Genomic DNA, 14,439 nt, shown 5'->3' with positions numbered 1-14,439 from the left:
TGCGGCCGCGGACGAACGGCCATTTGACTTCCCCCCGGCCCACGTACTCTGGATCACCGGCGGTACACGAGGGCTCGGTCTATTGTGCGCGCAACATTTCGTCACGCGCTATGGCGTGCGCAAGCTGGTGCTGAGCGGCCGTGAGCCGCTGCCGCCAGCCGCTCGCTGGAGCGAGATCCTGGCGGACCCGAACGGGACGCGTGTCAAGCCGGGCGTGCGTGACAAAATCGCCGAACTCGTCAAGCTGCAGCAGCGCGGCGTCTACGTGCATGTCGTCGATGTTGATCTGACGGATGCGCGGGCGATCGAGGTGGCTTGCGAAACCATCAGGCGTGAGCTAGGTCCGATAGGCGGCGTGATCCATTGCGCCGGCGTTGGTGACACCGATCCGGCCTTGATCCGCAAAAGCGTATCTAATGTAAATACGGTTTTTGCGCCGAAAACGGCCGGGCTCGACAGCCTGTGCCGTGCGTTGCGCGGCCAGCCGCTGTCGTTGTTCGTCGTCTATTCTTCCGTTTGCGCAGCGCTACCAAGCTTGGCGGCGGGGCAGATCGATTATGCAATGGCCAACGCCTACATGGATGCGGTCGCTGGACATCGACCCGCATGCCGCCTCCTGAGTCTCCAGTGGCCGAGCTGGTTAGAAACTGGCATGGGCGCAATGGACACCAAAATCTATCGGGCCATAGGACTGCTCGGTCTGAAAAATCAGGATGGCCTTGCGCTACTTGACCGAGCGCTGGAGATTCGCGGTCGCCCGGTCGTCCTGCCAGCTCTCGTTGATCTAGCGCTCTGGCAACGCTGCGTTGATGAGCATGCCGATGACGAGCTTGATGCAGATGCCGGTGACGGGCTTAATGCACATGCTGGTGATCAGCTTAATGCAGATGCCGGTGATGGGCTTGATGCACATGCCAGTAACAAGCACGAGGCCAAGCGCACCGCCGCGCCGGAGCTTAAGCACGAGGTTGTGACCGAACGCACGCAAGCGTGGCTCAGTTCCCTGTTCATGGCCGAGCTGAAGATCGCCGCGGCCGATTTCGATGCGCAGGTCGATTTCCCCAACTACGGACTCGATTCGATCCTGATGGCGCAAATTCTGCGCACGATCAATGTCCAGCTTGGCGTTGACTTGGCGCCCTCGCTCATCCTCGAACATCCCAATCTCGTTGCGCTGACCATGTGGCTTGTCACGCACGAAGGGGCGGCACTCGTCCGTTTCTTCGCGGCCGACGAGGTGGACGCTGAAACAGTCCGGCCACAGGATAAGACGGCGGCCCCCCGTCTGCCGATGTCTGCGCGTGGCGGGCAAGCTGTTTCGATGCCGGAGCTAGCCGCTCGTTGCCCATCGACCGCACTCGACAACGCACCGCGGCAGGCGCAGGACAATATCGTGGTGGTCGGCATGTCGGCGCGCTTTCCTGGCGCGCCGAACCTGGCCGAATATTGGCGGCTGCTGAAGGACGGTCGCAGCGCGTTTTCGAATCTGCGAACCAGCGCATCGCGGCCGCGCATCGCAGGTACAGTCGACCATCAAGGGCACTTCGATCGCGCAACCTTTCACATTCCAGTCGAGGATTTCAACGCGATGGACCCGCAGGCGCTGATGGTGCTGGAAGAATGCCTGAACCTTTGGGCCCACGCAGGCTATCGTCCGGAGGACATCAAGGGCAGCGCGACGGGCGTATTCCTTGGCGGGCGAGGGCGCACGGCGCTCGATCCCTCCGCACTGCGCAGCACGCGCAATCCGATTGTGGTGGCGGGACAAAACTACCTGGCGGCGAACGTCTCGCACTTCTTTGACATCAGCGGTCCGAGCCTCGTGATCGATACCGCGTGCTCGTCTGCGCTGGTCGGCATGAGCATGGCCGCACAAGCTTTGCGTGGGGGAGAGATCAGCGCGGCCATCGTGGGCGGCGTCAGCCTGCTTGGCGGCGATCAAGAGCAGGCAATCTTCGAACAGCGCGGCCTTCTAAGCGCTGGCCCGGAATTCCATCTCTTCGATGAACGGGCCAATGGGATCATCCTTGCGGAAGGTGTCGGGCTCGTCTTACTGAAGACTGAAGAGCAAGCGCGACGTGATGGTGATACGATTTACGCACGGATCACTGCGCTCGCTTGCAACAACGACGGCCGCACCGCCGGCCCCGCTACCCCCAATCTCGAGCGGCAGACGGATCTGATGCTCAAAGTGCTCGCTCAAGCGGGCCTCGATGCCAGACAAATCGGCTATATCGAAACCAACGGATCGGGGTCGAAGATCACAGACTTGCTAGAGTTGAAGGCGATTGACGCAGTCTATGGTCGGGGCGCGAACTTCTCAGGCGCCGCCAGCAGAGAGTCCTGCGCGCTCGGCTCGATCAAGCCGAACATCGGTCATCCGCTCTGTGCAGAAGGCATTGCCAGTTTCATCAAGGCGGTCCTGATGCTGCATCATGCGAGTCTCGTGCCTTTCCTATCTGGCCAGCAGCCCCTACGTCACTTCGACCTGGCGGCGTCTCCGTTCTACTTCCCGCGCGCGGCATCTGCTTTGCCGATGAGCCAGGACCTGGCGATCGCGATCAACTGCTTTGCGGATGGCGGCAACAATGCGCATCTGATCCTTCAGCGCGCCCGCGCTACCGATAAGCTCGAAACTGGGCAGCGTCAGCCGTTGGCGCCGCCAGTACTACATCGCCAAACACAGGCCGCGTCCGTCCCGGACGGCGCGCAGTCCGATCCCGCTGTGGTGGATGACGGACGTCTGCCAGCCATACACGACACCGCCATGATTTGGGAGCAATTCTAATGACGGAACTGATTGCCGAACGCACCATTACGCTATCTTCTAACAACCCCATCATCGCCGAGCACACGGTCTATGGAAGTCTAGTATTTCCTGGCTTGGCGTATCTCGATCTGATCTACCAGTTCTGCGGCAAGCACGGCCTGGCTCTGTCAAACCATGCGCTCGACACGCTGCGGATTCATCGCCCGCTGATCATTGCCGACGAAGCCGGTAGCCTGCCGATTCGAATCAGCCTGTCCCGCTCGGGCCAGACACACTACGAGGTTGTCATCGACGATCCGGCTGCCGCCGCCGGCGCTGGCGTGTACGCATCCGCCAAACTGGTACGCGAAAACGCTATCTTCTTTCGCACTGCTGATGCTGGGCCGAGCGCGGTCTCACCGGCCGGCGGCGCACGCCATGTGTCGATCGATACGCTGTACGAACAGTGTCGAGACAGCAATCTTAAGCACGGCGACTACATGCGCGCGCATGGCGACATCACGGTCGACGACGTGGCACTGGTCGCCCGCTTGGAACTCGGCGTACGCGCGTTGGCTCATGCCGACCGTTTCCTGCTTCATCCGGTGCTGCTCGACACCGCGGCGATTGTATCCAACGCCGGTGGCAACGCACAGAAGCTGCCGGACGGACTGTATCTACCATTACTGATTGAATCATTTAGAGCGGCGGCACCGATCACCCGTTCATGCGTCGTCATGATCCGGCACGACTCGGTGAGCGTGCGCGGCGAGGTAATCAGTCTCACCCTGGAGTTCTTTGCTCCGAACGGCGACCAGCTCGCGGAGATGATCGGCTTCACCGCAAAACGGGTGCGTGATGTGAATACGTTTAGACCGTCGTTGCCGCCTGCTGTGAGCAGCCCTGGCCACACAACCCAGCAGGTGCTCGAAGTGCCTCGCGCCGCGCTTGAGCCGACACCACCGCAGACCCTGTTCCGCGCTGCGTCGCCAGCCGGCCAGTCGCTTAGCCCAGTGGTCAATAGCCTGCGCACGATGATTGCGGACAAGCTGGGCGTGCTCGGCGCAGACGTGGCACTCGATAAGGGCTATTATGAACTGGGACTGGATTCAGCCGATCTGCTTGATCTGGTCGCTGTGGTAGCGAAGATGCTGGCGCTAGACCTGTCGCCCACCTTGATGTTCGAGTATTCAACGCTGGCTGAACTGAATGAATTCGCCATACGCGCAGTCGACCAAACGGCACACCACCCGCCGCCGGCGCAGGCCCCGGCAGGCGGACCGAACCACGGCGCAGCCGCGCCAGCCAGTCAAGCGTTGCGCTTTCGCTTCGTCGCAGCAGAGCCTTATCTGCAGGATCATCTGGTGCTCGGCAAACCGGCGCTGATGGGTGTCACTCATCCCTGTCTCGTGCTCGAAGCCTGCCTGCAGCAGGATGGGGCGGACAGCTATCCGCTGTCGTTGGCGCAAGTCCGCCTAGAGGGCGGTCCGGTGACGCTCGAGCCGGGTGAGGGAGTTGAACTGGCCATCGACCTGCCTAAAAGCAAAGGGGTCCGCGACTTCGCGGTTCGCTTTCGGCGGGATGGGCAGGTCTCCTACCGCACCTGCTGCCATGGGCGAGTCGAAACAGGGCACGCGTTTGAACTGCAGCACAGGGATATCAGAACAATGCTCGCTGACCTGAAACGGTTGCCCGCTGCAGAGCTCGAGCAATGGTACGAAGGTATTCCGCAGTTTACCGTTGGACCGTTGCTGCGCACCATCCGCGCCGTCTATACCGACGGCGCCGGCTTGCTGGTGAGCGAGGTCAGACTCGCTGACGGCGCACGCAAAGGCGGGCAGGAGCACTACGCTTTCGATCCGCTGCTGCTCAATAGCTGCTTTTTCTTTCGCGATCCGTCAGCCAGCGGTGCACCGTGCGCGATGTACGTGCCGCTGATGATCGAGCGCATTGACTTGGCCAAACCCTTACCGTCTTCGGTTTACCTGGTCAACCGGGCGCGTATGTTCCGCCCAGGCTACGCGTCTTTCGACGTTGATATCCTCTCGACTGACGGCGAACACCTCGGCCGGATCGTCAATGCGTCGATCCGGGAAGTCAGCAATCCGCAAAGTTTCGAGAATGCCGACTTCGTGCAGACCGCTCAGATCACGCCCGCCACCATTCACGCACACGATAGCAACGCTGCTCGTGACGGCGTGGCGATCATCGGTCTCGCGGGCCGTTATCCCGGCGCGGATACGCTTGATGAATTCTGGCTCAATCTGAAAAACGGTAAGGACAGCATCACGGAGATCCCGCCGTCCCGCTGGGATCATGCATTGTATTTTGATCCGGATAAGGGCCGCCCGGGCAAGACTTATAGTAAGTGGGGTGGTTTCCTTGCCGATATTGACCAGTTCGACCCCTATTACTTTGGGATCACGCCGCGCGAGGCCGAACTGATGGACCCGCAGGAGCGCCTGTTCCTGCAATGCGCGGTGCATGCGCTGGAAGATGCTGGTTATACCCGCGACGAGATGATGAAGTGCACGCCCGGACATGATGGGAAGAGCGCGGCGGTCGGCATTTACGTCGGCGTGATGCACCACGAGTATCAATTGTACGGCCTCGAGCAAACTCTCCAGGGCGACCCTGTTGCCTTGTCCGGCAACGCTGCGACGATCGCCAACCGGGTCTCGTACGTTTGCAATTTCACGGGTCCGAGCATGGCGATCGACACTATGTGCTCGTCCTCTCTGACCGCACTCTTTCTCGCCTGCCGCGCGCTCAAACACGGCGATTGCGCGGCGGCGCTGGTGGGCGGCGTGAATCTCTCACTGCATCCGAACAAATACCTGATGCTCGCGCAAGGACACTTCATCTCTAGCCAGGGGCGTTGCGAGGCGTTTGGCAAAGGCGGCGACGGTTATGTGCCGGGCGAGGGGGTAGGGGCGCTGCTGCTCAAGCCGCTCGCCCGTGCCGAAGCCGACGGCGATCACATCTACGGCATCATCCGCGCGTGCGAGATCAATCACGGCGGCCGTTCCGCTGGTTATTCCGTGCCCAGCGTCAGGGCGCAGGCGGAGGTCATCGCCAAGGCCTATGCTCGCGCTGGCCTGCAGCCGCGCCAGATCAGCTATCTCGAAGCGCACGGCACGGGCACGGCGCTTGGCGATCCGATTGAAATCGCCTCGCTTGCCACGGCGTTCCAGTCATCCGGTCTTGGGCAATTCTGCGCGATCGGGTCGGTGAAGTCGAATATCGGGCATTGCGAAAGCGCCGCGGGTGTTGCCGGCATCACCAAGGTGCTGTTGCAGATGAAGCATCGTCAGCTGGTGCCGTCGCTGCATGCGGCCGTGCTCAATCCGGTGATCAATTTTTCGGAGTCGCCCTTTGTGGTCCAGCAAACCCTGTCCGACTGGACGGCACTTGGCCCGCACAACGCGCTGCGGGTGGCTGGCCTGTCGTCATTTGGCGCAGGCGGCTCCAACGCGCACGTTGTGCTAGAAGAGTACCGGTCTGCACCCGATGCTCGTCCGCTGCCCCGCATGCCGGTGATCATTCCTCTGTCTGCCGGTAGCTGGACCCAGCTGCAGGCTCTGGCGCAAATGCTGGTCGCCCACGTTGGACAGCAGCTCGACACCACGCCCAGCCAAGACGATCGCCTCCGTCTGCTGGGCGACATCAGCTATACGCTGCAGGTAGGCCGGGACGCGCATCGGTACCGGCTTGGCGTGTGGGCAGCATCGCTCGAGGAACTCGTCAACCGATTGACCCTCTTCCTGGCCGCTGACCCACTCGACGAGTCCGCAATGGCTCGGCTAGGCGAGCAGGAGATCTACGCCGGTGAAGCGAAGCGTGGTGGCGTGCTGCCGGATCTTTCCGCAGCGGATGTGGCGCTGCTGGTGTTATCCTGGAGCCGCGAAGGTAAGACGACGCAACTGCTCAGGTTCTGGTGCCGGGGCGGCGTGATCGATTGGAGCCTGATGCGCGCAAACCGTGGCCTGCAAGCCGATGCGTATCGCAGAGTCAGCCTGCCGGGTTACCCGTTCGCCAAGGAGCGATATTGGGTGCCATCGCTGCGTTCCGAGCCACATGACGATATGCCTACCGTCCCGCTGGTGTCGGCCGCGACACCCCGCACCGCGTATGTCAGACTAGCCGATGCGTTAAGCGAGATCAGCGGATTCCCCGCCGAGCGACTCGATCCGCATGCAGATTTCGAGGCGCTCGGCCTCGACTCCGTGATGATCACGAAACTGAATCAGCGCATCGCGATGTGGACCGGAGAAAACGATGCCGCGCTGCTGTTCAAGTATAAGACCTTGGCAGACTTGGCCGCCTATCTAGACCCACGGATCGGGCCGGACGCATCCGCGAACACGCCCCCTTCCGCAGCGCAGTCCGGCGCTGCGCACCGCCCCACGTCGGGGCATGTGGCCGCCAACAGGGACCACGGCAATGACGATGCGATCGCCATCGTGGGCATGAGCGGACGCTATCCACAGGCCGAGACGCTTGATACCTTCTGGGCCAATCTCGTCGGTGGCGTGGATTGTGTCACGGAAATTCCGCGCGAGCGCTTCGACTGTCGCGAGATCTATCGGCCTAATGTCAAAGGCAAGAGCGACACGATCTACTGCAAGTGGGGCGGCTTTCTCGGCGATATTTCACAATTCGATGCGGCGTTTTTCAAGCTCTCCGCACAGGACGCGGCGCTGATGGACCCGCAGGAGCGCCAGTTTCTCGAAATGGCCTGGGTCTGCCTTGAAAGCTCGGGCTATCTCGATGCGCGCTGGCAGTCCCGGCCACGCGACTTTGGTGTGTTCGCCGGTGTTAGCTTCAATAATTACCAACTCATCGGCGCGGATGCGCTCAACGCCCGCGCGCCTTTTTATCCGGCCGGCTCACAGACGTTCTCGGTCGCCAACCGGATTTCGTTCTTCTTCAATTTCACTGGCCCGAGCGTCGTGGTGGACACGGCCTGCTCATCCTCCATGTATGCGTTGCATCTGGCTTGCGAGAGTCTTCGCAGCGGTGAAACCGAGGCGGCCCTCGCCGGTGGTGTCAACTTGATCTTACACCCGAGCAAATACCTCACGTTGTGCGCGTCGAGCTTCGCCGCCAGCGATGGCCGCTGTCATGCGTTCGCGGTAGGCGGCGATGGCTATGTGCCAGGCGAAGGGGTCGGTGTCGTTCTGCTCAAGCGATATGCTGACGCGATCAAAGCCGGCGACACAGTCCTTGCCTTGATCAAGGGCACGGGCATCAGCCACGACGGCAAGACGCAGGGGTTTACAGTGCCGAATCCCGTCAGCCAGACCAAAGCGATTAAGGCCGCCCTAGCGCGCTCAAAGGTGAGCATGGATACGATTTCGTACATCGAAGCGCACGGCACCGGCACGGCGCTCGGCGACCCGATTGAGATACAGGGGTTGATGGACGCGTATCCGGCTGAGGCCAGCTTCTCGCGCGCGCTCGGATCAGTCAAGGCTAACATCGGTCATAGTGAAGCCGCAGCCGGTATCGCCCAATTGACCAAAACGGTGCTACAGTTGCAGCATAAGATGTTGGTACCTACTTTGCTGCATGGGCCTCTCAATCCCGATATCCCGTTCGCGAAGGCAGGCTTCTATGTCCCTGAGCAGGCAATGCCTTGGCCGGTTATCGAGCGCAACGGGCGTGCCTTGCCACGCCGTGCCGGGATCAGTTCTTTTGGAGCTGGCGGCGTCAATGTGCACATGATCCTGGAGGAAGCCCCGGTGGTTGACCAACCGAACGGTCCTGCGGACTCTCGCCACAGCGCATTGCCGCTGATCCTCCCGCTGTCCGCCCACGTCCCAGCACAGTTGCCAGCACAAGCGCGACGACTCGCGGACTTTTTGGACAGCCCAAGCGGCGATGCTCATGCATTGCACGATGTGGCTTTCACGCTGCAGCACTGCAAGCCTATGTTCCGCCACCGGCTTGCGCTGGTGGTGCGGGACCGCGCGGATGCACTCTATCAATTGAGGGGCTGGCTCGCCGCGCCGGACTTTGCGCACCAAGGTGGCCCCTATCGGGGCGACAGTCTCGACGGCGGGCAGCAATCGCTTACCCCGTCGCTCGCGGCGGATTCGCATGCGCTTGCCCAAGCGTGGACAGCCGGTGCGCCGATCGCATGGCCCGTTCCCGCATCTCAAAGCGGGGCGCACCCGCGCAGGCGCTTCGTGCCGTTACCTTGCTATCCATTTCTTACGAAGCGCCATTGGATCAGCGACCTGTTGGTGCCGGCGGGCGCGGTAGCAGCGAAGCCGTCCAGCACCGCAGAGGGCAGCGCTGATCTCGATGGGTGGCTAATGCAGACATATTGGAGCGAAGTAGAGTGGATTCCTGAGCATGCGGCACCAGCGCCGAACCCTGTCGTGGTGCTGTGCGAGGATGATGGAGTGCTACAGTGCTGGGCTGCCGGCAGGACAGAAAGCGTGCACTCGATCATCTTGGATCGCGACGGCACCTTCGACCAGCGCTTGTCCCACCTGCTGCGCTCGAGCGAGTGCGAAACGTTCGTCTTGGTCCAGCCGCACGCAAGCTTAGTGACGGCCAGCACGGACTGTGCGATGCTCGACGCCGCTTTCCAGGCTAGGGCTGGGCAGCTCACTCGGTTCGTCGAACGCGCAGTAGACCTGGCCGGGCAGCGCAAGGGGCTCAAGCTTATCCTCGTGAATCTCACCGCTCACGGAGAAACTGACCCAATCCAGGAAGCTTTGTCGAGATACTTCAGCTTCCTGCGGTTCGAGGTGCCGGAGATCGGCAGCCTCATCATCGACACCGACTCGCTGGCGGAAGACGGGCTGAACCGAATCCACGGCGAGTTGCACTGCGCGGGGGCCGACACAAGAGTCCGCCTCCGCGACGGCAAGCGACTGTGCCAACGGCTTTGCCCGCTAACAATCAGCCGCCCGGCGGGTGCCCTGAATCCGTTCGGTGCCATGATCTTGACGGGTGGCTTCGGCGGCATTGGCCTCACCCTCCTGCGCTGGCTAGTCGACCAGGGGGTAAGACAACTGATTGTCATCGGTCGTAAGCCAGCCTCGTCGATATTACAGCATCCGAGCCTGCCGTCCGGGACTCGGATCCAAGACTTCATCGACGAGCTTGCCCGTACCCGCAGTGTGACGCTCTCGTATATACAGTCAGACCTGCGCGACGAAGGGGCGCTTCGGCGCCGCCTCACCGGCCTGAGGGCCGTGATCGGCATGCCGATCACGGGTGTATTCCATCTAGCAGGCATCACGACCGATGCGATCCCTATCCGTGAGACAACGGTCGATATTCTGAGCGACGTTGTGCGTCCCAAACTGGTCGGCGCGCATTGCCTCGATCGGCTCACCCGCGATGACCCGGTGCGATATTTTTGCCTGTTCTCGTCGATCTCATCGGTGGAGGGCATGCAAGGCAACGGGCTCAGCGCATATAGCGCAGCCAACGCGTCTCTGGTCGCACTGGCCGCGGCACGCCGTCGACAGGGACGGCCAACCCAGGTCATACAGTGGACGGACTGGGACGGCGCCGGCATGGCGGTGGCGCACAATCACCGGGCCTTTTTCGATGCGCTGGGCATGTCGATGCTCACGCCTGAGCAGGGCGTAACACTGCTGGAGCGCATCTTGACCCACGATGTCGGCGAATCCATCGTATTCGATGCCGACTGGCGCAAGTACGCGCAAGTCAATCGCGGCGTGCAGCGGCTGCCGGTCTTCTCTTATTATGCCGCGCGCTTGGATAACGCCCGGCCTCGACCGGAGGACGACGCTGGCGAGGAAGCGCAAGTCTTCGCGCCGGGAACTGAAATCATTAGCGTGTTGTTGGAGCAGTTGAGCATTTTGCTCGGTCAGGACGATCTGCATCCGGACCAGACCTTCGCCGAGATAGGCTTGGATTCGATCAATTCGCTCACCTTCTTTGCTGGCCTATCCGACCGGTTGTCGTTCGAGATCCTGCCATCGGCCATTTTCCGCTACCCGACCATTCGGGAGCTCGCTAGCTTTATCGACGCGCAGCGCGGCAGCTCGGCTTTGACGAACGTGAGAATGCAAGTCGGCGCAGCGGGTACAACGGGTGCCACGCCGTTGATCGTGTCCGACGACAGTAGCACGGGTAAAACTGACAACCATAACAGCATCGGCATCATCGGCATGTCTGGTCAGTTCCCCCAGGCGCGGGACTTGCCGGCGTTCTGGACGCGTCTGATCGAAGGCTTCGACGGGGTGGCGCATTACCCGAGCGCGCGGCGGGATCTCTTGGGCCTTAATGACTCGTTCACCGACGAGGACCTCGCGACCGTCTTCGGGGGTTACCTTGACGACATTGACCTGTTTGATCCGGGCTTCTTCAATATCTCGCCGCGGGAAGCGCGCCTGATGGATCCGCAGCAGCGCCTCCTGATGTTGAACGCGCAGCGAGCAATCGAGGATGCCGATATCAGGAAGCATGCGGATTTCGCCAATACCGGCGTATTCATCGCCCAGTACGCGAGCGAGTATATGCAGTTCGCGAACGACTACGACAAAGACAACGCACTTTTCATCGCTACTGGCAACGCCAGCGCCATCGCAGCCAACCGGCTGTCCTATTACTATGGCTTCAAAGGGCCAAGCCTGGTGTTGGATACGGCTTGCTCGTCAACCCTGGTAGCGCTCGACATCGCCTGCCAGTATCTGCGCAGCGGACAGATTGATTTCGCGCTGGTTGGCGGCGTCAGCCTCAACCTAAATCCCGGCCTGACCCGGTTGCTGCAAGATGCCAGTATGCTATCGCCGACCGGTAAGTGCCACACGTTTGACGCGCGCGCCGACGGATATGTGCCGGGCGAAGGCGTCGGCATGATCGTACTGCAGCGGTTCGATAAAGCGCAGCGACACCGCACGCAATCTCTGCGGCCCCGGATCTACGCTGTGGTGGCGGGCTCGGCAGTTAACCAGGACGGCAAGAGCAACGGCATGACGGCGCCTAACGGATGCGCGCAGGAGGGGGTGATTCGAGCCGCATTCCGGCACGCGGGTCTTTCACCGACCCAGGCTGGCTACATTGAGACGCACGGCACGGGCACTTATCTCGGCGATCCGGTGGAAATTGAAGCGCTCGGGAACGTTGTCAACGTTGGCCGACTCGCCGACCACCCCTGCATATTGGGGTGCTTGAAGACCAACATCGGCCATCTCGAACCGGCCGCCGGGATCGCGGGTGTCATCAAGGCAGCTCTGTGCCTGTACCTGGAGAAGATTCCTGCCAACAACCATCTCGACACCCTCAACCCGCTGTTCAAGATCCCTGATCCCGGCTTTCGGTTTCCCGATAAGCCAGTTCACTGGAGCGGGCCGGGTCGTATCGCTGGGGTCAGCTCATTCGGGTTTGGCGGCGTCAACGGGCACATCGTGCTGAGCTCAGTCGATGACGACCGACCCGAGGATGGCCACGTGACGACGGGGCCGGACCGTGAGCGGCGCTTTCTCGACACGTATCCCGCGACCGGCCTGACCCTCAAGTCCTACTGGGCGCATTGCTCGGAAGTTGAGCATCCGGCAGCGCCGATGCGCGACGCAGCCAGTGCGGTGGCGGCCGCGGGACAGTTCCTACCGCTCATCCACTGTCCGTCGGCGACCGAGACGCTACGCCTCGAACTGACGCTTCGACCAGGCGAAGCCGGACTCATGGACACGGGCAATTTCCACGTTGGGTTCTACCTCGACGTGATCTACCGGATGTTTTCTCAGTACTTCAACCGCCCGCATCTCGCGATTCGCCGCTTCGAGTTCTTGTTGCCGCTCCTCATGTCGACACAGACTGATACGAAAGTCCAGGTGATGGTAGAAGACGAAGGGCGGCAGGGCTATCGCGTGACCTTCTACTACCAGCCGATTGCCGCAAAGATGTCCGATGCCCAGGCCACAGCGGACTCCGTCTGGACGAAAACTGCCCAGGCGCGGGTGGAGGCGGCGCCAGATGCGGACATACAGCGCCCCATCGAAGTGTGGTTAACTTCGATCTTGAGCGCTCCGGGGATGCCGCATCACACACTTGACGAGGCGGCATTCTATAGCCGATACGCGGCGATGGGTTTCCCTGCCGACGGCTTTATCCGCGCGGTACGCGAATGCCGCTTCTATGACCAATTCAGCCTAGCGCCGTTGCAGCTCGACTTCGGGCGCGATGATTACGGATTTGGCGCGCACCCCGGTTTCATCGACGCGGCGCTACAGCCGTCGATCCTGTTAGCGGATACAGACGGGGACGTTCCTTACATGACGACGGTCATGGAAGACATCTGGCTGTCCGGAAGCTTGGCGCACGATGACGAGTATCAATTGGTCAACGTGCTGCTCCCACAGAAAGGTGACGAGGTATCTAGTGACGCGCCGGGCCAGGATGGCGTGCGGCGCTTCATGACGGCCTGGGCCATCGTCGATGGCCGGGGCCAGAGCGTGATGACGTGCGGATTAGCCCGTTTGCAGCAGCTCGGCCAGGGCAATCGGGCCGCTGCGAAGCAACTGGACGCACTGTTTGACAGCGGTAACACGCTGACGAAGGACGACCTGCTGACGATCGTCGCTGAACTGCTTGATTGCGAGCAGGACCAGATCGATCTCGACAAAGCCTTGCTGGAGCTGGGCATGGATTCCCTCATGCTGATGAAACTTCAGAAGCAGCTGGACAATCGCAGCATCACGATCAAAAACCTGTTCCAGGCCTCACTCCGCGATCTAATAGCGCAACTGCAATCGCACGGCTTAGCGCCGGACGAAGCGTCTACCTCGGTTGCAGAGCCGGCCGGCGAATACAAGCCCTTCATCGACCTCAAACCGTGGTCGCGGCAACGCCATGCCTGGGTTAGGGGACAAGCCCAGAAGAAAACCAGCATACGTCTGTACTGCTTCCCTTATGCCCACATGTCCACCGCGGTGTTCAATGGCTGGCAAGAGCGCTTGCCCGATCACATCGAAGTGCGACCCATCGAGCTGCCTGGCAGGGGAGACCGTTTCCGGGAGCGTCCGTTGCAGGATGTCTGGGCCCTGGCCTCGACCTTGACAGGGCTGCTTGGCGACGAGCTGGAGCAGCCGTTCGCGCTGTACGGCCACAGTGCGGGCGCGCTGATGGCTTATGTCTGGTGCCTACATCTCAGGGCGTCTGGCATGCCCTTGCCGAAGCATCTCTTCGCCGCAGCCTTTTCTGCTCCGGTAAGCACCGAAAATCCGGTGATCCGCGATATGCGGGTTAGCTATCGCCAGCATGGGTTAGAACGCCTGCCGATACTCGATGACATCTGCGACCCGAATGCCGGACCCCTTCTCACGACGGTCATCGATGCGCTGGAGTACTCGATGCGTGAGGCCAGGTTATTCAATTTCAGCCGCGACCTGATTCACGCCCAGTTGCCCGCGCTCATCTCAACCTTCGAGATGGTGGATACATTTCGAACGGGTATCGTACAACCGCTGCCGATACCCGTTTCCGGCTTGCATGGTGCGCGGGACATCCAAGTGCAGGAAAGCGAGGTCCTGGCCTGGCGACAACTGTGCAACCCATTTACGTTGCGCTGCTTTGACGGCAACCATCTTTTTATCGAACCTGATCAATGCATGACTGAAGTTGTTTCGTATGTTGGCGAAACCTTGACGGGCGATGTCGATCTATTGCACCTGCCCGAAACACTGCTCGATGGTGCGTAA

2 protein-coding genes (1 of these 2 only partly in view) are annotated in these 14,439 nt (G+C 61.2%); both read left to right on the top strand.

Annotation, left to right across the window (positions count from 1 at the left end; genetic code table 11):
- Positions 1-2,788, top strand: partial view of a beta-ketoacyl synthase N-terminal-like domain-containing protein gene (locus KMZ15_RS00055; RefSeq protein ID WP_223692863.1) — the 3' end only. 4,541 nt of this gene lie to the left of the window's left edge; only the last 2,788 of its 7,329 coding nucleotides appear in the window; the start codon falls outside the window, past its left edge; the stop codon is at positions 2,786-2,788.
- Positions 2,788-14,439 carry a beta-ketoacyl synthase N-terminal-like domain-containing protein gene (locus tag KMZ15_RS00050; RefSeq protein WP_223692860.1) on the top strand — a complete coding sequence of 3,884 codons (11,652 nt, stop codon included), beginning with the start codon at positions 2,788-2,790 and terminating at the stop codon, positions 14,437-14,439. Before KMZ15_RS00055 ends, KMZ15_RS00050 begins: the two co-directional genes overlap by 1 nt.

This window comes from Mycoavidus sp. HKI (assembly GCF_020023735.2).
Taxonomy (GTDB): Bacteria; Pseudomonadota; Gammaproteobacteria; order Burkholderiales; family Burkholderiaceae; genus Mycoavidus.
Note: the sequence above shows the minus strand (reverse complement) of the source record. Positions and strands in the feature narration are given on the sequence as shown.